General features: G+C 70.3%; 18 protein-coding genes and 1 riboswitch. Of the genes, 6 read left to right on the top strand and 12 right to left on the bottom strand.

All coding sequences use genetic code 11. The features are described from left to right. Nucleotides 1-17: 17 nt before the first annotated feature. Nucleotides 18-3,629 (bottom strand): NACHT domain-containing protein, encoded by a 3,612-nt coding sequence (locus tag EJ357_RS30845; RefSeq protein ID WP_126394967.1) that lies wholly within the window; start codon nucleotides 3,627-3,629, stop codon nucleotides 18-20. A 170-nt stretch (nucleotides 3,630-3,799) separates the two neighbouring features. Here EJ357_RS30845 and EJ357_RS30840 point away from each other — a divergent pair, with 170 nt between their 5' ends. The 3 genes from EJ357_RS30840 (at nucleotide 3,800) to EJ357_RS30830 (ending at nucleotide 8,027) form a co-directional block, all read left to right on the top strand. After that, entirely contained in the window at nucleotides 3,800-4,306 is a 507-nt protein-coding gene (locus tag EJ357_RS30840) for a GNAT family N-acetyltransferase (RefSeq protein ID WP_126394966.1), read from the top strand. Between the two features lie 52 nt (nucleotides 4,307-4,358). Continuing rightward, a riboswitch (cobalamin riboswitch) is annotated at nucleotides 4,359-4,513 on the top strand. Between the two features lie 125 nt (nucleotides 4,514-4,638). Continuing rightward, nucleotides 4,639-7,014 carry a ribonucleoside-diphosphate reductase subunit alpha gene (locus EJ357_RS30835; RefSeq protein ID WP_126394965.1) on the top strand — a complete coding sequence of 792 codons (2,376 nt, stop codon included), beginning with the start codon at nucleotides 4,639-4,641 and terminating at the stop codon, nucleotides 7,012-7,014. After that, nucleotides 7,014-8,027, top strand: a complete 1,014-nt coding sequence (locus tag EJ357_RS30830) for a ribonucleotide-diphosphate reductase subunit beta (RefSeq protein WP_126394964.1) — start codon at nucleotides 7,014-7,016, stop codon at nucleotides 8,025-8,027. Before EJ357_RS30835 ends, EJ357_RS30830 begins: the two co-directional genes overlap by 1 nt. Here the strand turns inward: EJ357_RS30830 and EJ357_RS30825 are convergent. Next, nucleotides 7,940-8,179: a hypothetical protein gene (locus EJ357_RS30825; RefSeq protein WP_126394963.1), complete on the bottom strand. Its 240-nt coding sequence runs from the start codon at nucleotides 8,177-8,179 to the stop codon at nucleotides 7,940-7,942. The genes EJ357_RS30830 and EJ357_RS30825 overlap by 88 nt on opposite strands. 92 nt (nucleotides 8,180-8,271) lie before the next feature. On the opposite strand from EJ357_RS30825, the gene EJ357_RS30820 reads away from it, so the two are divergent. Continuing rightward, the gene (locus tag EJ357_RS30820) at nucleotides 8,272-9,237 is read left to right on the top strand and encodes a helix-turn-helix domain-containing protein (protein ID WP_126394962.1); all 966 of its coding nucleotides are present in this window, start codon (nucleotides 8,272-8,274) and stop codon (nucleotides 9,235-9,237) included. Between the two features lie 15 nt (nucleotides 9,238-9,252). Here the strand turns inward: EJ357_RS30820 and EJ357_RS30815 are convergent, their stop codons facing one another. The 10 genes from EJ357_RS30815 to EJ357_RS30770 form a co-directional block, all read right to left on the bottom strand. After that, complete coding sequence (locus EJ357_RS30815) at nucleotides 9,253-10,632, bottom strand: bifunctional albaflavenone monooxygenase/terpene synthase (RefSeq protein ID WP_126394961.1); 1,380 nt, start codon at nucleotides 10,630-10,632, stop codon at nucleotides 9,253-9,255. Further along, the gene (cyc1, locus tag EJ357_RS30810) at nucleotides 10,629-11,714 is read right to left on the bottom strand and encodes an epi-isozizaene synthase (RefSeq protein ID WP_126394960.1); all 1,086 of its coding nucleotides are present in this window, start codon (nucleotides 11,712-11,714) and stop codon (nucleotides 10,629-10,631) included. Before cyc1 ends, EJ357_RS30815 begins: the two co-directional genes overlap by 4 nt. Nucleotides 11,715-12,005: 291 nt before the next feature. Then, nucleotides 12,006-12,656, bottom strand: coding sequence for a peptide deformylase (gene def / locus EJ357_RS30805; protein ID WP_126394959.1), 651 nt, complete (start codon nucleotides 12,654-12,656; stop codon nucleotides 12,006-12,008). 65 nt (nucleotides 12,657-12,721) lie between these two features. Beyond that, nucleotides 12,722-13,702 (bottom strand): tetratricopeptide repeat protein, encoded by a 981-nt coding sequence (locus tag EJ357_RS30800; RefSeq protein WP_126394958.1) that lies wholly within the window; start codon nucleotides 13,700-13,702, stop codon nucleotides 12,722-12,724. Nucleotides 13,703-13,811: 109 nt separating this feature from the next. Further along, nucleotides 13,812-15,053, bottom strand: a complete 1,242-nt coding sequence (locus EJ357_RS30795; RefSeq protein WP_175647591.1) for an HD-GYP domain-containing protein — start codon at nucleotides 15,051-15,053, stop codon at nucleotides 13,812-13,814. After that, nucleotides 15,050-16,360, bottom strand: coding sequence for an HD-GYP domain-containing protein (locus EJ357_RS30790; protein ID WP_126394956.1), 1,311 nt, complete (start codon nucleotides 16,358-16,360; stop codon nucleotides 15,050-15,052). The genes EJ357_RS30795 and EJ357_RS30790 overlap by 4 nt, the downstream gene beginning before the upstream one ends. 133 nt (nucleotides 16,361-16,493) lie before the next feature. Then, nucleotides 16,494-16,796 (bottom strand): mycothiol system anti-sigma-R factor, encoded by a 303-nt coding sequence (gene rsrA / locus EJ357_RS30785; RefSeq protein ID WP_126394955.1) that lies wholly within the window; start codon nucleotides 16,794-16,796, stop codon nucleotides 16,494-16,496. Continuing rightward, on the bottom strand, nucleotides 16,793-17,488 hold the full coding sequence (gene sigR / locus EJ357_RS30780) for an RNA polymerase sigma factor SigR (protein WP_126394954.1): 696 nt from the start codon (nucleotides 17,486-17,488) through the stop codon (nucleotides 16,793-16,795). The genes rsrA and sigR overlap by 4 nt, the downstream gene beginning before the upstream one ends. 257 nt (nucleotides 17,489-17,745) lie before the next feature. Further along, entirely contained in the window at nucleotides 17,746-18,375 is a 630-nt protein-coding gene (locus tag EJ357_RS30775; protein ID WP_175647857.1) for an alpha/beta hydrolase family protein, read from the bottom strand. A gap of 49 nt (nucleotides 18,376-18,424) precedes the next feature. After that, entirely contained in the window at nucleotides 18,425-19,240 is an 816-nt protein-coding gene (locus EJ357_RS30770) for an SOS response-associated peptidase (RefSeq protein WP_126394952.1), read from the bottom strand. 50 nt (nucleotides 19,241-19,290) lie between these two features. Between EJ357_RS30770 and EJ357_RS30765 the strand changes: the two genes are divergently transcribed. Both EJ357_RS30765 and aroA read left to right on the top strand, forming a co-directional pair. Then, nucleotides 19,291-20,013, top strand: coding sequence for a M50 family metallopeptidase (locus EJ357_RS30765; RefSeq protein ID WP_126394951.1), 723 nt, complete (start codon nucleotides 19,291-19,293; stop codon nucleotides 20,011-20,013). A 107-nt stretch (nucleotides 20,014-20,120) separates the two neighbouring features. Next, nucleotides 20,121-21,437 carry a 3-phosphoshikimate 1-carboxyvinyltransferase gene (aroA, locus tag EJ357_RS30760; RefSeq protein WP_126394950.1) on the top strand — a complete coding sequence of 439 codons (1,317 nt, stop codon included), beginning with the start codon at nucleotides 20,121-20,123 and terminating at the stop codon, nucleotides 21,435-21,437. Nucleotide 21,438 lies beyond the last annotated feature (1 nt).

The following is a 21,438-nucleotide window of genomic DNA, read 5'->3' as shown; positions in this document are numbered from 1 at the left end:
CCGGGCGTACCGCGGCACTAGCTGCGCGTACGCCCGGCCATCTGCTGCCAGAACCCGTCGAGTTCCGTCACTCGCATGCTGACCCAGTGCGGTGTCTTCCGGCGCAGGCCCCGGGGCAGGTGGCGCCGCACGCGTCCCGGCAGCAGGGCCTGCTGCTGGCGGCAGAACGGCTCCCGGATCTCGCCCCTGGGCACACAGCCCCGGGGCGGGTAGGGGCAGAGCTGGAACTTGCAGTCGGGCAGACAGGTCGAGCCCGGTGTGGGCGGGTCCGAGATGCCGGCGCGCAGACCGGGCCGCAGTGGGCCGCGGTCGCTGCGGATGCACGGCGGGAGCGGCATTCCCGGCTGCTCCACGCGGGCCATCCGCTCCTCGACCTCGTCCGGATGCCCGTCCCGGTCGATGAGGTTCAGCATCACCAGCACGTCGGCGACCAGGCGCTGGGCGCGCGCGTCGAGGGTGCTCCAGCCGACCGAGGGCGGAATCCACAGGTTGTGCTTGCGGTACGCCTCGGAGTTGCCGGTGCGCGCGCCGATGTTGTCGGCGACGCCCTTCTCGTCGATCCAGAGGAACCGCTCGGGCTGCCCGGTCTCCAGCGCGAGGGCCACCAGGTCTCCCGCCTCGGCGACGAACGGATGCAGGAGCCGCCGGGGCGCGTCGCCGTTCCCCCCGGAAGGACCGGGCGCCCGGTTCACCGTGCCGGCCATCGACAGCCACCGCTGCACGGTCTGTATGGCGGTCGTCCCGCCCATCGCCCGGGACGGCTCACGCGCGCCGTCGCCGCCGTCCTTGCCGGACCTCGCGTGCACGCCCCTCTCGTGGGCGCCCACGGTGTCCGGGAGCTCCCACAGGCACAGCGCCTGGAGCAGGATGACCTGCGCGTACCAGCACCGGGACTGCTGCAGCACGGTCTCCGCCTGCCGGATCAGGTCGGCGCGGCCGGCCGGGTAGGCGTCCGGGTGCCGTTTGCGACGGTTGGCCGCGTACTTGAAGCCCTGGGCGAGCGCGGCCTCCAGGGCGAGCGGCAGGTCGGGGGCGCCGTCGGTGGCGTTGGGGTCGAGGTGGCGCAGCCACTTGGTGAGGCGCTCGCGGACCTCGTCACGGTGCGCCTCGTCGACCGAGCCCAGCAGCATGGGGATCATCCAGGCCCGCATCACGAACTCCCGGAAGAGATCGACCCGTTTCCTGCGGTAGTCCTGGTTGAGCCGGCGCCGGTCCTGCTGCAGTCGGCCGATCCGCTCGGACCTGGCTCGTGAGGGCGCGCCGGCGGCCCTCGCCCGGGACATGCGCTCGGCCCACCTCTCGTACTCCTGCCGCTTCCATGCCTTCAGTTCGGCGAGCCTGTCGTTGTACTCCTTCACGGGATCGCTGTTCAGCCCGACCCGGCCGCGGATCACGGCGAACGCCGGGTTGCCGCCGGTGCCGAACTCCTGGGCCGCGGCCAGGCGTATGGAGTAGGAGGGCTCGGCGATGCCGATCTCGACGAGGTCCTCGTAGAGCGGAGTGGTGTCGATCCGGGCGGAGACGCTCCGCAGCGCGGCTCCGAGTTGCCTGAGCAGCCTCAGCTTGGCGTCGTCGAGGGTGCGCCGGTCCCCCTTGAATCCGGTCCACCTCTTACGGACTTCGCCGGTGATGTCGTCGAGCAGCCTGGGGACCTCCTCCACGCTCTCGATCTCCACGGCCGCCGTGTAGAGATCGAGGGCCTTGGGGTCGTCGGTGCGGCGGCGCGCGGCCGTGCAGAGCCGGTGGGCGAGGCTGTGTCCGCCCACGGGCGACCGGCGGAGCAACTCCTCGATCTCCGACTTCGCCTCGGCCCGGACACCGTCCCGCGGGGCTCTGAGCACCGCCGCCCGCCGACGTGACAACAGCACCAGGGCCATGAGGAGTTCACGGCTGGGGCCGGGGGGCTGCAGTGCCTGCTCGACGAGTTCGCCGGCGCCCCGCTCGCCCATGTCGTTCAGGACGCGGTAGCCGAAGTAGGCCTGGATGATGCTGTGCGGGAAACGGACCCTGCGTTCGAAGCCCTCCACCAGTCCGAGCCTGTCCGCGTTGCGCGCGATCCGGGCGAGGGCGGCACGGCACTGGTCCACGTTGCCCCGGCGCAGCCGCCTCCTCTCCTCCGGGCCGAGCCGGCGGCAGAGCACGTCCCAGATCTGCTGCCGGTGCCACTCGGAGAAGACGTTGCCCCGCCTGCCGTACCGGTCGAAGCCGCGTCCGCTGGTCCACAGGTGCTCGGCCCGGGCCTGCGCGCGCCGCACCGGACCGGGATGGACGTCGGTGTCGAGCAGTTCCCCGAAGCCGACCTCCAGCCGGTCCTGGAGCAGTCCTACGCAGGCCAGCGCGGAGACCACTTCGAGGGTGTCGCGGCGTTCCTGCCGGGACAGGGTGACGTCCTCGCGCAGTCGGCCCTCGCACAGCGCCTCGTCCCAGGTCTGCAGCAGCCAGAGCCGCAGTGTGCCGCGGTCACGGCTGCGGGTGTTCATGTGCTGCGGGTCGTCGTCCGGCCGATCGTGCTCCAGGGCTCCGTGGCGGTGCAGTTCGCGGGCTATCTGCAGGTAGACGGGTGACTCGGTGACCTCCGCCGTCTCCACGATCCAGTCCACGCGCCGCTCGTCCGTCTCCGGGACGCGCGCCTGGACGAAGCGCAGGGCCTCTTCCTCGCTGAGCGGTTCCAGCTCCACGATCGCGGCCGAGGTGCTCTCCAGCGGGCTGTGCGGGCGGGAGGCGATGACGAGGGGCAGCTTCTCGGCGTGCGCGCGCTCGATGGCCCGCCGGATGATGTTGTCCCGGTTCTGCTGCAGGCCGTCGCCGAGGAGGGCCTCCTCCAGCCCGTCGGCGATGACGACCGGCTTGTCGTCGGCGAGCAGTTGCTGCCAGACCCGGTCGGTCTTGCTGCGCGCGAGAATGCCCCGGGGTGCCTCCTCGGCGAAGCGCTGCCTGGCCATGCGCTCGAAGTTCAGGTCGCCCGTCGCGTCCCGCAACCGGATCGGCACGGGCACGGCGTTCTGCTCGGCCAGCAGTTCGGTGAGCCGTACCAGGACGGCGGTCTTGCCCACGCCGACGCCGCCGACCAGCAGATAGGGCCGTCGTGTGTCGCGCTCCCGCAGCCGTTCGGCGATGACCTGCGCGATCTCCTCCCGGCCCACGATCTCGGCGGTGTCCGGGCCGGCGGTGAGCACCAGCCGGTGCGGGTCGTCCCGCGCCTTGGCGAGATAGCGCCGCTTGGTCCACCGGTACCACCAGAACAGAAAGAGCGTGGCGGCGATCGACGCGCCGAGCACCGGGCCGACGAAGCGCATGACGGATTCGAACCCCTGGCTGTCCTGCCGCCATTGTTCGAAGCGGGTCGTCTTGCCCGCGATCACGATGTACAGGCCCTGCACCGCCCAGGCGAGCAGGGCGAGCGCGGCCACCACCCAGACGGCCCGGGTGACGTTGGTGTAGGAGATCCAGCGGCGCCATTTCCTCGGACGGGTGGTGCCGCGGCGGGCCTCCAGACGGATCGTCAGCCGGTGCCAGTGACCCACGAACCCCCGCCTGGCCCAGCTGCCCGCCCGCCTCGGAGCCAGTGTCGCCATCGGCGCGTTGCGCGGCCGCTCCTTGCCGGGCGGGTGACGGACGACCCTCGTCATCGGACGACCCTCGTCATCGTGCGTCTCCTTCCGAGAGGGCTCTCGAAACGGAGGGACCGCGGGCGCCGACACCTACCTCCATGGAAAGCACTCCCGGAACTCCCCGCAACCCGGCGGCCCTCGGCGAAAACCCCAGGCCGCCGCCGTACCGGTCCGGCAGACTCGGCCGCATGGACATCGTGATCCGGCGGGCGAGACCCGCCGAGTACGAGGCACTCGGCGAGATCACCGCCCAGGCCTACCTCCAGGACGGCCTCCTCGACTTCGGCGAGAGCGACGAGTACCTCGGCGTACTGAAGGACGTGGCAAGGCGCGCGGCCGCCGCCGAGGTACTGGTGGCCACCGACGGCGACAAGCTCCTGGGCGGCGTCACCTTCGTCCCGTCCGGCGGCCCCATGGCCGACATAGCCCGCTCCGGCGAGGCCGAGATCCGGATGCTCGCCGTCGATCACACGGCGCGGGGACGCGGAGCGGGCGAGGCCCTTGTGCGCGCCTGCATCGACCGCGCACGGGCCACAGAGGGCTGCGTACGCGTCGTCCTGTCCTCCCAGCGCACCATGCACAGCGCCCACCGCATCTACGAACGTCTGGGCTTCGTCCGCACACCCGATCGGGACTGGAATCCGATCCCGCACCTCTCCGACATCACTCTTCTCACCTATGAGTTGACGCTCTGAAACCAGCGCGACACAACATCTGGGGGTGGCGTGGCGGGTGAGCACAAGATGTATGCTCGTCCTCGCTGTCGCCGCAGGGGAATCCGGTGCGAATCCGGAACTGTCCCGCAACGGTGTACTTGTGCATGTCTGCTCCCGGAACCCGGTTCCCGGGACACGGCGCGCACAGGAGTCAGTCCGAGGACCTGCCGACAGCGCGCCCGGCCACCCGGCCGGTGCGCTCTGACGTCCGGGCCTCGTGGAGTGGGCCGGTGGACGCGACGCCGCGTGCGCTCGTGTGCTGCCCCCTGCCCTCCGCAAGGCCCCCGTGCCGAGCGAGGGAGAGCCCCCACGTGACCATCGCGCCAGCCGATCCTGCTTCAGCAGCTCCAGTGGAGACCGACGATCCCGGTGCCGCGCTGCTGCGGACCCTCACCGAGCTGACCGCCGACCTCCCCGACGCCGACGCCGGCCGGGTCGCCGCCGCCGCGCTGCGCGGCCGGTCCTCCCGCGCCGACGAGGCGGAGCTGCGCGAGCTGGCCACCGAGGCGGCGGCCGGTCTCATCTCCGAGGACCCGGCCTACAGCAGGCTGGCCGCCCGGTTGCTGACCATCTCCATCGCCGCCGAGGCGGCCTCGCAGGGCGTCACGTCCTTCACCGAGTCGGTCGCGGTCGGGCACCGCGAGGGCCTCGTCGCCGACCGGACCGCCGAGTTCGCGCGGATCCACGCGGCCCGCCTCGACGCCCTGATCGACACCGGCGCCGACGACCGCTTCGGCTACTTCGGCCTGCGCACCCTGCACAGCCGGTACCTGCTCCGGCACCCGATCACCCGCAAGGTCATCGAGACGCCCCAGCACTTCATGCTGCGCGTCGCCGCCGGCCTCGCCGAGGACGACACCACAAGGTCGGTCGACGAAGTCGCCGCGCTCTACGGGCTCATGAGCCGCCTCGACTACCTCCCCTCCTCCCCCACCCTCTTCAACTCCGGCACCCGGCACCCCCAGATGTCGTCCTGCTACCTCCTGGACTCCCCCCTGGACGAGCTGGACTCCATCTACGACCGCTACCACCAGGTCGCCCGCCTCTCGAAGCACGCCGGCGGCATCGGCATCGCGTACTCCCGCGTCCGCAGCCGCGGTTCGCTGATCCGCGGCACCAACGGCCACTCCAACGGCATCGTCCCGTTCCTGAAGACGCTCGACGCCTCGGTCGCCGCCGTGAACCAGGGCGGCCGGCGCAAGGGTGCCGCCGCGGTCTACCTGGAGACCTGGCACTCCGACATCGAGGAGTTCCTGGAGCTGCGCGACAACACCGGTGAGGACGCCCGGCGTACGCACAACCTGAACCTCGCGCACTGGATCCCGGACGAGTTCATGCGCCGGGTCAACGCCGACCAGCCGTGGTCGCTGTTCTCGCCGTCGGACGTGCCGGAACTGGTCGACCTGTGGGGCGAGGAGTTCGACGCGGCCTACCGCAAGGCGGAGGCGGCCGGGCTCGCCAAGAAGACCATCCCCGCCCGTGACCTGTACGGCCGCATGATGCGCACCCTCGCGCAGACCGGCAACGGCTGGATGACCTTCAAGGACGCCGCCAACCGCACCGCCAACCAGACGGCGCTGCCCGGCCACGTCGTCCACTCCTCCAACCTCTGCACGGAGATCCTGGAGGTCACGGACGACGGCGAGACGGCGGTCTGCAACCTGGGGTCGGTCAACCTCGGGTCCTTCGTGAACGACGGCGACATCGACTGGGAGCGCCTCGACGCCACCGTCCGCACCGCCGTCACCTTCCTCGACCGGGTCGTCGACATCAACTTCTACCCGACCGAGCAGGCGGGCCGGTCGAACGCGAAGTGGCGGCCGGTGGGCCTGGGCGCGATGGGCCTGCAGGACGTCTTCTTCAAGCTGCGGCTGCCCTTCGACTCGCCGGAGGCCAAGGCGCTCTCCGCCCGTATCGCCGAGCGCATCATGCTCGCCGCGTACGAGGCCTCCGTCGACCTCGCCGAGCGGGGCGGCCCGCTCCCGGCCTGGGAGAAGACCCGTACGGCCAAGGGCGTCCTGCACCCCGACCACTACCCGAACGCCGAGCTGACCTGGCCGGAGCGCTGGGCCGCGCTGCGCGGCCGTATCGCCACGACCGGCATGCGCAACTCCCTGCTGCTCGCGATCGCGCCCACCGCCACCATCGCCTCGATCGCCGGCGTCTACGAGTGCATCGAGCCGCAGGTCTCCAACCTGTTCAAGCGCGAGACGCTGTCCGGCGAGTTCCTCCAGGTCAACTCCTACCTGGTCAACGACCTCAAGGCGCTCGGCGTCTGGGACGCCCGCACCCGTGAGGCGCTGCGCGACTCCAACGGCTCGGTGCAGGACTTCGCCTGGATCCCGGCGGACGTACGGGCCCTGTACCGCACGGCGTGGGAGATCCCGCAGCGCGGTCTGATCGACATGGCGGCGGCGCGGACCCCGTTCCTCGACCAGTCCCAGTCCCTGAACCTCTTCCTGGAGACGCCGACCATCGGCAAGCTCTCCTCGATGTACGCCTACGCCTGGAAGTCGGGCCTGAAGACGACGTACTACCTGCGCTCGCGCCCGGCGACCCGCATCGCCCGCGCCGCCCAGGGCCAGACCGCCCAGCCCGAGAAGACCATCCCCGTCCAGCAGGTCGCCGAGCCCGACGCCGTCGCCTGCTCCCTGGAAAACCCCGAGTCCTGCGAGGCCTGCCAGTAATGAGTACCCGTAACGCCAACCTGCTCGACCCGGGCTTCGAGCTGACCCTGCGCCCCATGCGCTACCCGGACTTCTACGAGCGCTACCGGGACGCGATCAAGAACACCTGGACCGTCGAGGAGGTCGACCTCCACTCGGACGTCGCCGACCTCGCGAAGCTGTCCGAGGGCGAGCAGCACATGATCGGCAGGCTGGTCGCGTTCTTCGCGACGGGCGACTCGATCGTGGCGAACAACCTGGTGCTGACGCTGTACAAGCACATCAACTCCCCCGAGGCGCGGCTGTATCTGAGCCGACAGCTCTTCGAGGAGGCCGTGCACGTCCAGTTCTATCTGACGCTGCTCGACACCTACCTCCCCGACCCGGAGGACAGGGCGGCCGCCTTCGACGCCGTCGAGAACATCCCGTCCATCCGCGAGAAGGCCGAGTTCTGCTTCAAGTGGATCAACGAGGTCGAGAAGCTGGAGCGGCTGGAGACCAAGGCCGACCGGCGTCGCTTCCTGCTCAACCTGATCTGCTTCGCGGCGTGCATCGAGGGCCTGTTCTTCTACGGCGCCTTCGCGTACGTCTACTGGTTCCGCAGCCGGGGCCTGCTGCACGGCCTGGCCACCGGCACCAACTGGGTGTTCCGCGACGAGACGATGCACATGTCCTTCGCCTTCGACGTGGTCGACACCGTCCGCAAGGAGGAGCCGGAGCTCTTCGACGACGAGCTCCAGCAGCAGGTCACCGACATGCTGCGGGAGGCCGTCGCGGCCGAGCTCCAGTTCGGGCGCGACCTGTGCGGTGACGGCCTCCCCGGCATGAACACCGAGTCGATGCGGCAGTACCTGGAGTGTGTCGCCGATCAGCGTCTGACGCGGCTCGGCTTCGCTCCGGTGTACGGCTCCGAGAACCCCTTCTCCTTCATGGAGCTGCAGGGTGTTCAGGAGCTGACCAACTTCTTCGAGCGGCGTCCGTCGGCGTACCAGGTTGCGGTGGAGGGGACCGTCGACCTGGACGAGGACTTCTGAGCCTCGACCTCGTCGCGTTCCTGGGCCTCCCTGATCTGACGGTCGATGCGCCGGTCGCGCGCCGCGCCGATCAGTGACGGGAGGACCAGGAGCACGAACATCCCGAGGACGGCGATCATCGCGAGCAGTGTCTGTGTCTGTTCCGTAGTCATGACACCACTGTCACGCCGGACACTCCTTACGAACAGTGGCAGGACTGCCGTACACCCTCGATTTACTGCCACTTCCGAGGCACACTGGCAGCATGCTCAAAAACATCGCCGCCGTCCTCCTCGACGGCGTGCACCCCTTTGAACTGGGCGTCGTCTGCGAGGTGTTCGGCATCGACCGCAGCGACGAGGACCTGCCCACGTACGACTTCGCCGTCGTCTCGGCGGAGGGGCCGACGCTGGGCACCCATGTCGGCGGGCTCTCCGTCTCCACGCCGTACGGCCTGGAGCGACTGGAGGAGGCCGACCTGATCGCCGTGCCGGCGGGGAGCGACTACGTCACCCGGGAGTATCCGGCCGAGCTGCTGGACGCCCTGGTCAGGGCCGTCGAGCGCGGTGCCCGGGTGCTCAGCGTGTGCTCCGGCGTCTTCGTGCTGGGCGCGGCCGGGCTGCTCGACGGGCGGCGGTGCAGTGTGCACTGGCGGCAGGCCGAGGAGCTGGCCCTGAGAAATCCGAGGGCTCTCATCGAGCCGGACGTGCTCTACGTCGACGAAGGGCCGGTGATCACCAGCGCCGGCACCGCCGCCGGAATCGACGCCTGCCTCCACATCGTGCGGCAGGAGCAGGGTCCCGAGGTGGCCAACAGAATCGCCCGGCGCATGGTCGTGCCGCCACACCGGGACGGCGGGCAGGCCCAGTACATCGAGCGCCCGCTGCCCCGCTCCCAGTGCGACACGGTCGGCGAGGTGCTGGCGTGGATGGAACGGCACCTCGACGAGGAGGTCACCGTCGAGCAGCTCGCCGAGCGTGCGCACATGTCCCCGCGCACCTTCGCCCGCCGCTTCCAGCAGGAGACCGGCACGACCCCCTACCGCTGGATCCTGCGCCAACGGGTGCTGCTGGCGCAGGAGTTGCTGGAGGCGACGGACGAGACGGTGGACACGATCGCCGGTCGAACGGGGTTCGGCACGGCGGCCGCAATGCGCCACCAGTTCGTACGGGCCCTGGGGACGACCCCGAACGCGTACCGAAGGACGTTCCAGGGACCGAACGCCGCGTAGGCCCTCCTCTCGGCACTAATCCCTCGGCACCGGCTTCAGCAGCAGCTTGTGCGGACGCAGTGTGATGCCCACGCGGGTCACGTCGTTGGAGCCGGGCACCTGCTCGAAGCGGTACTTGGTGGCCAGCGCCGCCGTGATCAGCGACAGCTGAGCCATCGAGAAGTGGTCGCTCGGGCACTTGCGGTTGCCGACACTGAACGGACTCATGGCGTATTTCGGCACGTCCTTGACGCGCTCCGGAAGCCAGCGGTCGGGGTCGAACTCGAGGTTGTGTGCGTACGACTTCCCGTCACGCTGGATCGCGTACGGGCTGTAGACGATGTCCGCCCCGGCCGGAATGCGATAGCCACCGAGTGACGTATCGGTCACCGCTCGTCGCGTGAGAATCCAGACCGCGGGGCGCAAACGCATCGCCTCCACGACAACATTGTTCGTGTGCCTGAGGCTACGGACATCCGCAAATGCCACGGGCCGACCGCCGGTGACGGATTCGACCTCCGCGCACACCTTGTCGGCGTGTTCCGGATGTTCCGCGAGCACATGCAGCAGCCACATGATCGTGGAGGCAACGGTTTCGCTGCCCGGGGTGACAATCGCGACGACCTGGTCGTGGATCTCCTGTTCCCCGATGGGGTCGCCATTCTCGTCCTTCGCCTCCAGCAATGCCGTCAGCAAATCGTCCGGCCTTTGACCAGATGCCCGGCGTTCGGCGACGATCTCGTCGACCAGGAGATGCAAATCGGCCAGCGCCCGGTTGAATTCGCGGTTCGGCGGGAGAGGCAGCTTGTACAGCGGCCCGAGCGGGACCACCATCCGCCGGTACATACCGCGGAAGACGGTGGCGAGCGCGTTGCACAGCCGCTCGGCCCGCTCGTCCATGTACTCGCCGCGCAGCAGGCAGCGGGCGGCGATGCGCACCGCTATCCGGAACGACTCGGAGGTGCAGTCGACGGTCTCGCCGGCCTGCCAGCGCTCGGTCAGCGCATGTACCTCCTCCTCCATGATCGGCCCGTAGGCCGGGATCGCGTCGAGCCGGAAGGCGGGCTGGATGGTGCGTCGCTGGCGCCGGTGCCGGGGGCCGTTCGCCGTGGCCACGCCCTCCTTGCCGAGCAGGCCTTCCAGGGACTCCCACAGCGGCCCGTCGATCTTGAAGTCGGGGCTCAGCGCCATGGCCCCGGTGAGCTCCGGGGTGGTGACGGCGTACACCGTCTTCGGGCCGAGCTTCAGCCGTACGACGTCTCCGTGGTCCCGGAGCGCGGCCATGAAGGCCAGGGGATCTCGCACCAGCTTCCAGCCATGGCCGAGAAGTGGAACTCCACCGCCCGCGAGGGGCGGTTCACGCAGCTCCGAAGCCTCACGGGGCTGGGCCTCGGGGCGGACGGACTCGACGGTCATTTCTCACCTGCCGCTTCGTTGTTGACGTACGGGGGCGTGGACCGGTCGTCCCAGCTGTCGACCATGTACCGGCCGGACTCGTGGTGGAACCAGTAGACCGAGCTGAACCAGTTGCGCATATTGCAGACACAGGCCCGTACGGCGGCGGCGATTTCCTTTCCGCGCACCGTGCCGTCGGCCAGGGAATCGGCGAATTCCAGAGCGAGCCGCTCGGCGTCGAGGAAACCGGATATGCAGGTCTCGACGCGTCGCCTAATCTCCGTCACCGCCTCTTCCAGAGTCAGCCCCTCATGCTTTATGAGGCTGATTCCGAGATTGTGCACCTCATCGCCCGCTATTTCCTTTGGAAGCGAGCAGAGGTCGTTGTACCAGGCGGCGAATTCCTGGCTCAGCAACGCCGCCCGCCGATATGCCGGATGTTTCCGCACACCGTCCGGGAGTTCCAGCTCGGCGCTCGGCTCCAGCAGATCGGTCCAGATCCAGTGCGCGAAGGTGAGCCGGCGCAGTGCGAGGTATTCCTCGACAGTGGGGATGATTCCTTCGGTACGGTTGCGGAATTCCCGGTCGTACGCCTCGATCACCGCGTGGAAGTGACGGGCGAACCGCATGTTCCAGGTGCGGGGCATGAACGAGTACAGCCGCACCATGCTGTCCGCGAACCCCGCGACCAGCGGGTCCCCGTGGTGCAGATGCTCCTTGGGTGCGTCGAGGGCCGCGTGCAGCCGGAACCGCAGCCGCCGCCAGGCGGCCGGGCGGTAGTGGACGATGTCGCGGTCGTGCCGGTCGTCCCAGACGAAGAACCACGCACTGTAGTCCGCAATCGCCTGGAGCACCTCGTCGGGGGCGCCAATGTAGTACCCCGCCATGAGGTCGGTGTAGCAAAGGCCGTCGGCATATTCTTCGACCTTGTCGGCCGGCATCAGCCGCTTTTCCAGCAGCCAGGTGCGGGTCTTCTCCTGGAGCCTGGGCCAATATGGATGGAGTTGCCTGGGAAACGCTGCTTCGATCACCGGGAGAGAGAGCGATGGTGGTACTGGAACCGCCGTCGGTGTCGATGTGGTGCTGTGTGAGAAAGCATGCACGAACAAACCCCTCTCAGCCGCCAGTTGTACACGCCCCTCCCGCTGTGCCGGGCGTGCGCCGTTGCGTATCCCCGCACTTCCATTCAGCACCACAACTGACCGATCTGGGAACGGATTTGCTTCATTCACTACCCCACAGTGCCGAGAATCTCCCCCTATGTGACTGGTTCTGGATCACGACCTGCGTGTATGGGATCGAACGTGCGACGGACATGCGAACGGCGCCCGGTCAGGACGGTGAACCTGAACAGACGCCGTGCGCATGGGGCTTGTGGGGCCCTCCGGCAGACCTCAGTCGTTGGCGACGACCGGATAACGGGGCTCGTTCTCGGCCATCTGACGGAGCGCGTCCTTGCGCTCCCGCTTGGAGAGACGGTCGATGTAGAGGTAGCCGTAGAGGTGGTCCGTCTCGTGCTGCAAACACCGAGCGAAGTACCCGGTGCCACGCACCTTGATCGGGTTGCCCTTCTCGTCCTGCCCGGTCACCTCGGCGTAGTCGGGGCGGGCCAGCGGCGCGTACGCCGTCGGCACGGACAGGCAGCCCTCGTTGCTGTCGTCCAGGCTGCGCCGGTCCGCGGGCAGCTCGACGAGCTTCGGGTTGCAGACCACGCCGACGTGCCGGACGCCCTGGTCGTCCTGGCAGTCGTAGACGAAGACCTTCAGATCGACGCCGATCTGGTTGGCGGCCAGGCCCACGCCCTCGGCGGTGCGCTGCGAGGCGAACATGTCCGCCACGAGCTGGTCCAGCTCCGCGCCGAACTCGGTGACGTCCTTGCACTCCTTGTGGAGCACCGGGTTCCCGACGACGGTGATCGGCCGCGAGGTGCCGCGCTCACGCCAGGCGTTCTCGCGCTCCTCCGTGTCCTCGGTGTCGACGACGAACCCCTCGTCGTCCACGGGGAGCACGCCCGCGTGCTGCTGCTCGGTGTCCTGCTGGGCCATGACCGACGTATGCCTTCCTGCACAAGAAAAGAGGGTGTGACGCTGATACAGGGTACGGCGAACGGTCAGCAGACCTCTTCGAGATCCCGCCAGTCCCTGGAGTCCGGGCTGTCCGCGACCCACCCGTCCAGCAACCCCCGAACCAGCGCAGCCGGCGCGGCCACCCCGCACTCCCGCTCCGGCACCCACAGCTGCCCGTCCGTCCGGTGCCCCAACGGCCCGGGGTGACCCGGTTCGCTGTGATCGTGCGGATCCAGATGCTCCCCGTCGCCCTCGTCGGACGGCATCCGCGACTCCGAGCACATCCGGCACAGCAGCCGCACGGACGACGACCAGTCCTCCGCGGCGAACCCGGCGTCGGCGGCGAGCTGCTCCAGGGCGTCCCGGTCGGCCTCGGTGGCGGCCTCCAGCAGCACCACCCACGTCGGCACCGGCGAAGGCGCCCACAACTCGATCTCGTCGAAGACGGGGTAGGCGTGCCCGGCCGACGTGGTCCGCTCCCCATGGGGCACCCCGTCGTGCAGCACGACCTCGCCCCAGCGCCGCCCGGACGACGGCAGCGGGATCGACAGCACCTCGATACGGGCGGGGTCCAGCCGCCGCCCCCACACGACCTCGGCCTCCCCCTCCGGGGACAGCCGTACGGCCGCGCTGCCCAGGTCCATCCCGACCGGCTCACCGGACGCGGTCGCACCGCCGGGCACCCGCAGCCCGTACGCCTGCCAGGCCCGCCGGGCCAGCGGCCAGTCCTGCAGGGCGGTGGCCGCGATACCGACGTTCCACCAGTCGGGCGCCCCGGTCTCCCGGTCCAGCAGTGCCACAGCGCGCAGGCCGGCGGCCCGGGCCTGCTCCCAGTCGTGCCGGAACTTGTGGAGGAGGGCGAGGTTGAACCAGGACTCGGACAGCCAGGGCTCCAGGTCGGCGGCACGTGTCAGCAGTGCCCCCGCGTCCTCGTACCGACCGTCACCGATCAACGTGAACGCACGGTCGGTGGCCTGCCGCCAGGAGGCGGAGGGCCGGTGCCGTCCCTTGCCGAAGATCCTCACGATTCCCGCCTGCCAGTTCCGTGGAGTGGGCTGGCTAGTGCTCGCCCCCGGACACCCTCTCATTCGCATCCAACCACGTACGGCTGGAAGGGCGCTCATTACCCATGGGTTACCCACCCACAGGCATACCCAGACTGTCTCTGGCCAGCACTCGGGCAAGCGACCCGACCACCTCCGGCGCATAGTCCCCGGCGGTGCCCAGCCGCAGCTCCTCCAGCGCCTTCAGCGGCCCGCCCGGCCCGGCGTCCCGCGCCTTCTCCTCGTACGCGTTCACGGCCCGCACGATCCGGGCGGCGACCGGCTGCTCCGGGCAGGGGTCGGCCAGCCGCTCCACGACCGTCGCGACCTGCGGATTCACCCCGGTCTGCCGCACGACGGCCCCGCCCAGCAGCGCGATCCGCCGCTGCTCCTCGACGGGCAGCACGGCGGTGGCCCCGGCCGGCACCGGGTCGACCAGGCTGAGCTGCCCGATGTCGTGCATCAGCGCCGCGTACTCCAGCACGGTGAGCTCGGCCTCGGACAGTCCCAGGTCGCGCCCGACCTCCCGGCTGAGCACGGCGACCCGCCGGGCGTGTCCGGCCGGTGTGTACCCGGCGATCTCGGTGGCCCGGGCGAGGGAGGCGATCGTCTGCCGGTAGGTGGCCCGCACTCCGGCGTACCGGCGCAGGGACATCTGGGTGAGCAGGAGGGGGAGCGAGAAGACGGGCAGCGCCCACAGCCCGACCACGGCGACCGCGAGCGCCATCACCGCGCCCGTCGCGCAGACGGCCGACCCGATCCCGAGCGTCGCCCGCAGTTCGTCGCGCAGCACCGGACCGAAGGGCCACCGGGTGCGCGAGTGCGCCAGCGCGGCGGTGAGCAGGGCGTCGCACAGGGCGGTGAGGGCGAGGATCGCGACCAGGAGCAGCGCGTAGGCGGTGCCCCAGCCGTGGAACGTGCCCTGGTTGTACAGGGGTTGGAAGCAGACGGCGGCGAATCCGACGGTGAGCACGCGGCGGGCGAGCTGGTCGAGGACGGGGCGCCCGCGCGCGATGTGCGGCACGCTGCCGAGCAGCGAGGCGGCGAGGACGACGGCGACGACCTGCGCGACACCGTGCCGGGTGGGCTCCTTGCCCAGCTCCCCCAGCAGTGCGTACGACAGCGCGGCGGCGGCCCCGAGCGGCGCTGCCTCCCTGCCCTGCGCCCCGGTCCACCGGGTGAGCTCGCCCAGAGCGACGAGGACCCCGAAGGCGAGCGCGGTGCCGCGTTCGTCGAGGCCGCTCCACAGGGTGCCGAGCAGACAGGCGGCGGCGAGGAGGGCGGCACAGGCATGGACGAGGGTGAGCAGGAGGGGTGGCCTCGGGGTGCTCATCGGTGCGCTCCCGGGGCGCTGGAGACCGGCGGGCGGGAAACGGGCGTGCGGGCGTCGTCGGCTGTCACGGCCGGATGCCATCCGTACTGGTCCACGGCTCGGGCGAGGGCCGTCACCATCCGGGGGTCGAAGTGCGAGCCCGCGCACCTCTCCAGCTCCAGCAGGGCGACGGACACGGGCCGGGCCCGCGAGTAGGAGCGGGTGGACGTCATCGCGTCGAACGCGTCCGCGACCGCCACCACCCGCGCCGGCTCCGGGATCTGGCTGCCCATCAGCCCGTAGGGATAGCCGCTCCCGTCCAGCCGCTCATGGTGATGCAGTACGGCGGCCCGGGCCTCGCCGAGGAAGGAGATCCCGCGGACCATCTCGTGCCCGTACTCGGGATGCAGCTCGATCACGCGCCGCTCCTCGGGCGTGAGCGGACCGTCCTTGCGCAGCAGCCGGGTGGGCACGCCCAGCTTCCCCACGTCGTGCAGGATCCCGGCGAACCGCACCACCTCGACGCGGTCGTCGTCCATGCCCAGCTCACGCGCGATCATCATCGAGGCCTGCCCGACCCGTTCGCTGTGCCCGCGGGTGTAGCCGTCCTTGATGTCGACGGCCTGGACGAGCGCCCTGATGGTCGCCTGATGTGCCGCGCGCTCCCGGTGGTACTGGGCGAACACCCACCAGGACACACACATCGGCAGCAGCACGAGCAGCGCGGCGACGGGGCCGTACGGGCTGCGCCACAGCACGGCCATCATCAGCCCGGCCAGACCGTGGACGGTGAGGGGCGCGAGCGAGCGCAGGAACAGCCCCCGCCAGGCGCGCCGCAGGGGCACCCGCTCGGCGAAGGCGCGAATCCCGCCGTCCAGCACGGTCAGGACCAGGCAGAACGCCAGGACCGCGGCCCCGGCCGGAACCAGCGCGTAGGGGAAGTCGCCGGACACCACGACGTCACGCCCGCCCAGTTCCCCGTGCAGCCGGGCCGCCGCCCAGACGGCCACGACGAGCTGGGCGGCCCGCCAGATCCGCCGGGTCCACAGCGGCCGTTGCCCGGCCCGCGACAGCAGCGCACCCGGCACCGCGACCAGCGCGGCGGCCGACGGCGACAGCAGAAACGCCCCGGCGAGCAGTACGGGGTAGAAGGTGCCCCCGAACCGCCATCGGGCGGCGACGTGCTCACCGGCCGCGTACAGCACCGCGAGCAGAACGACCGCCCTCCAGGGCGATGGGGCCTCGCGCAGCGGCGGCAGGAGGCAGGCCAGGGCACACAGCGCCACACAGGCGACGTACGCGCGCGCCCGTGCCGGTATCGCCTCCATCTGGACGCCCTCCCCCACCATGACCTGCTCAGCTCAACAGGGGAGCCTAGGTCGGCAAGAGGGGCGGTTGTGGGCTTATCACCCGCCGATTAGCACGTTCGAGTGACGACAGCCCGTTCCAGGGAAGGGGAGTTCAGGACTCCTGGGGCGCGGCGGTCACGTCGTGGTCGGGCACGGCCTGGCCGGAGCGGATCAGGTCGAGCCTGCCCAGCACCTTGGCGCGCAGGTCGGTCGGCACGTCGTCATGTCCGCAGCACCGCTTGACCAGCTTCTTCACGGCCTGCTCCAGCCCGTACTTCTCCAGGCAGGGCGAGCACTCCTCGAAGTGCTGCTCGAACTTGGTGCAGTCGGCGTCGGGCATCTCACGGTCGAGGAACTCGTACAGATGGTCGAGTACCTCACTGCAATCCGTCTCGTGCGGCTCTCCGCAGCTCATGAGCCCGAGCCTTTCGCTTCGTTCGACTCTCCGGCGCCGGCCGGAACCAGCCCGCGGTCACGGGCGTAGTCCTCGAGCATGCCGCGCAGTTGACGGCGGCCCCGGTGCAGCCGGGACATCACCGTGCCGATGGGTGTCCCCATGATGTCCGCGATCTCCTTGTACGCAAAGCCCTCGACGTCGGCGAGGTAGACGGCGATGCGGAATTCCTCGGGGATCGCCTGGAGTGCTTCCTTCACGTCCGAGTCGGGCAGGTGGTCGAGCGCCTGCGACTCGGCGGAACGCAGGCCGGTCGACATGTGCGACTCGGCACGCGCGAGCTGCCAGTCCTCGATCTCCTCGGCCGCGGAGCGCTGGGGTTCACGCTGCTTCTTGCGGTACGAGTTGATGAAGGTGTTCGTGAGGATCCGGTACAGCCAGGCCTTGAGGTTGGTGCCCTCGCGGAACTGGTGGAAGGACGCGTACGCCTTGGCGTAGGTCTCCTGCACCAGGTCCTCGGCGTCGGCCGGGTTGCGCGTCATGCGCAGCGCGGCCGAATACATCTGGTCGAGGAACTCCAGCGCGTCCCGCTCGAAGCGCGCGCTGCGCTCGGCGGTCGTCTCGTCGGACGTCGCCGCGCTCGTGCCCAGGCCCTCGGGCTGCTCCGCCTGGCCGTTGTCGGTCCCTGCGTCGGTACCGGGAACCGGACCCACCTCCTCAAGATTCCGGGCAGGACCGAAACCGGTCCCACCTGAATCGGAGGATAGACGACCTGCCGTACCTGCCGCCGCTCGAATAGGAGCGGTCCTCGCCGCGTGCAGCACCGTCCAGTCCAGGTCAGTACGGCTGCTGCGGCTCGGGCAGTAGGACGAACCCATGCGGCGGACTTCCTCTCCTACGACGTCTGCGCTGCTCGTTCAGCACCGCTGTCCGCCACAACAGAAGGCGGGGCCGCCACATTCCCGAACCTTTACCCGAGTGACTCGACCCACTTCACGACACCGTCCGTGACGATCGCCACGGCCTCGGCCTGATCGAGGGGCGCCCGCTTGGGCACCGCGAACCCGTGATCGCCGTACGGCACCTCGATCAGCTCGTGGTCCCCGTCCGGGAACTCCTCCGGCTTGCCGAACGGATCGTTCCCGCCCTGTACGACGAGGGTCGGCACCCCGGCCCCGAGCAGTTCGTCGGCGCGCGACTTCTCGGGCCTGCCCGGCGGGTGGAGGGGGAAGCTGAGGGCGAGGACGGCATGGGCGCCCAGCTCGACGGCCGTACGGCAGGCGACCCGGGCCCCGGCGCTGCGCCCCCCGGAGATCACGGGCAGCCCGGGCGCGGCGAGGGCGGGCCACAGGCCCCGCCAGCCGACGTCCAGCGTCCTGGGCGCGGGCGCCACCTTCTTGCCGGCCACGCGCCAGGGCTGCTCGACGAGGGCGACGGTGACGCCGTGGGCCGGGAGAACCGCGGCCAGCGCCTTCAGGTCCCGGGCCTCGATGCCGCCGCCGGCTCCGTGGCTCACGGCCAGCACGAGCCGGGGCTTCTTCGCCGGGTGCCAGGTGATGCGGGCGTCCCCCGCGTCCGTACCGATGGTCTCTGTCGTCACGTCGGACTCGTTCACGTCGGACTCGTTCACGTAGGACTCGTTCGTCACGTCAGAAGAGTGTGCCCTCTTCGGGCCCCTCCAGCTCCTTGAGCAGTTCCGGGCCGTTGTTGCGGACATTGCTGACCAGGGTGGAGACGGGGTAGGCGCGCATCAGTCCGGCAGGCGGCGGGTCGAGCAGCGAACGCAGCTCCTCGGGGTCCGTACGGGACGGGTCCAGCCAGGTGTCCCAGCGGTCCGGGGTCAGCATCAGCGGCATCCGGGGATGGATGTCGGCCAGCGAGTTCGGCCCTTCGGCCGGAGCCACGGCGAGCGGGGTCGTCTCGGCCTCCGTCGTGATGACGGAGCAGGTCACCCACCAGGCCCGGGGGTGGTCCTCGGGCAGCGTCCGGTCCCGCCAGAACTCGTACAGCCCGGCCATCGCGAACACCGACCCGTCGGCGGGCAGCACGAAGTACGGCTGCTTGCGCGGCCGCTTCCGCTTCCCCTCGACCTCCAGGTCCCGCTCCTGACTGCCGGTGACCCATTCGTAGTAGCCGTCGGCTGGGATGATGCAGCGCCGGGAGGTGAAGGCCCTTCGGTACGACGGCTTCTCGTGCACCGTCTCCGCGCGCGCGTTGATCATCTTGAAGGCGCTCTCGGGGGTCTTGGACCAGCTAGGCACCAGCCCCCACTTCAGCTTGCGCAGCTGCCGAACCGGCCGCGGGTCGTGCACGTCTTTCAAGGGACGGTCGAGGACGACGTGAACTTCCTTGGTCGGAGCCACGTTGTAGTCCGCGTCGAGGGTCTCCTCGGGCTCCCACTTCTCGATCTCGAAGATTCCCGCGAGATCCTCGGCCCCACGACTCGCTGCATACCGTCCGCACATACGTGCAACACTGCCAGATTCCGTCCGACCACAGGGAGCCATCGCCTTACATGGACAGCACCGCATCCGCCTCGCTCGCCTCCCTCTGGGACGAGGTCTCCGGTACCCAGCCCGACCCGGATCTGTGGGTGGTACTCGCCACGATGGTCGTCGCCCTCGCCGTGGTCGTCCCGCACAGCCTGTGGCGCGTCTCCCGCAACGCCATCACCATCGCCCACGAGGGCGGCCACGGCCTGGTGGCCCTGCTGACCGGCCGGACCCTGACCGGCATACGCCTGCACTCCGACACCAGCGGCCTCACCGTCAGCCGCGGCAAGCCGCACGGCCTCGGCATGATCCTCACGGCGGCCGCCGGCTACACGGCTCCCCCGCTGCTGGGCCTGGGCGGCGCCGCGCTGCTCGGCGCCGGCCGGATCACCCTGCTGCTGTGGCTGGCCACGGCCCTGCTGGTGGCGATGCTGGTGATGATCCGGAACGCGTACGGGGCGCTGACCGTGTTCGTCACGGGCGGCACGTTCGTGCTGGTGTCCTGGCTCACCGGGCCTCAGGTGCAGGCGGCGTTCGCGTACGTGGTGGTGTGGTTCCTGCTGCTGGGCGGGGTCAGGCCGGCGTTCGAGCTGCAGGCGAAGAGGTCGCGGGGCGGGGCCGGGGACTCGGACGCGGATCAGTTGTCGCGGTTGACGCATGTGCCGGCGGGGCTGTGGCTGTTCCTGTTCCATGCGGTGTCGCTGTGTTCGCTGATAGGCGGGGGGCGCTGGCTGTTGGAGGTATGACCAGCCGACTCAGGGGCGCGGGGCCGAGTCGTCCGCGGCTCGGCCGCGGGGCGCGACCGGCCCCACGGCGCCGCACCCGAATCACCGCCTCCTTATAAAGTGGCCCCATGGCCCCGAACGACGCACACACCGCCCTCTGGCCCGCCCCGCACGCGAGCGGAGCCGTCGACGCGACGGTCCACGTGCCCGGGTCCAAGTCGGTCACCAACCGCGCCCTCGTCCTCGCCGCCCTGGCGAGCGAGCCCGGCTGGTTGCGCCGCCCGCTGCGCTCCCGCGACACCCTGCTGATGGCGGGCGCCCTGCGCGCGATGGGCGTCGGCATCGAGGAGGGCGTGGGCCCCGAGGGCACCGGCGAGGCCTGGCGGGTCCTCCCCGCGGGCCTGCGCGGCCCGGCCACGGTCGACGTCGGCAACGCCGGCACCGTGATGCGCTTCCTGCCGCCGGTCGCCGCGCTCTCCGACGGCCCGGTCCGCTTCGACGGCGACCCGAGGTCGTACGAGCGCCCCCTGAACGGCGTGATCGACGCCCTGCGCGTGCTCGGCGCCCGCATCGACGACGACGGCCGGGGCGCGCTGCCGCTGACGGTCCACGGCTCGGGCGCCCTGGAGGGCGGCCCGGTGGAGATCGACGCCTCGTCGTCGTCCCAGTTCGTGTCGGCGCTGCTGCTGTCCGGCCCGCGCTTCAACCAGGGCGTGGAGGTCCGCCACACCGGCTCCGCCCTGCCCTCCATGCCGCACATCCGCATGACCGTCGACATGCTGCGCTCGGTCGGTGCCCAGGTGGACACCCCGGAGTCGGGCGGCGAGCCGAACGTCTGGCGGGTCACGCCGGGCGCCCTGCTCGGCCGTGACCTGACCATCGAGCCGGATCTGTCCAACGCCCAGCCGTTCCTGGCGGCGGCGCTGGTGACCGGCGGCAAGGTCCTCGTCCCGGACTGGCCGTCCCGTACCACCCAGCCCGGTGACCGGCTGCGGGAGATCTTCACCGAGATGGGCGGTTCCTGCGAACTCACCGAGTACGGGCTCGTGTTCACCGGTTCGGGTGCGGTCCACGGCATCGACGTGGACCTGAGCGAGGTCGGCGAGCTGACGCCCGGTATCGCGGCGGTCGCCGCCCTCGCGGACTCCCCGTCCACACTGCGCGGCGTCGCGCACCTGCGCCTGCACGAGACGGACCGCCTGGCCGCACTCACCAAGGAGATCAACGAACTCGGCGGCGACGTCACCGAGACCGCCGACGGCCTGCACATCCGCCCGCGCCGACTGCACGGCGGCGTCTTCCACACCTACGAGGACCACCGCATGGCGACGGCCGGCGCGATCATCGGCCTCGCGGTCGAAGGCGTACGGATCGAGAACGTGGCGACGACGGCGAAGACCCTGCCGGACTTCCCCGAGCTGTGGACCGGGATGCTCGGGGCGTAGG

Source organism: Streptomyces cyaneochromogenes, assembly GCF_003963535.1.
GTDB classification, from domain to species: Bacteria; Actinomycetota; Actinomycetes; order Streptomycetales; family Streptomycetaceae; genus Streptomyces; species Streptomyces shaanxiensis.
This window is presented reverse-complemented; position numbering and strand designations above follow the sequence as displayed.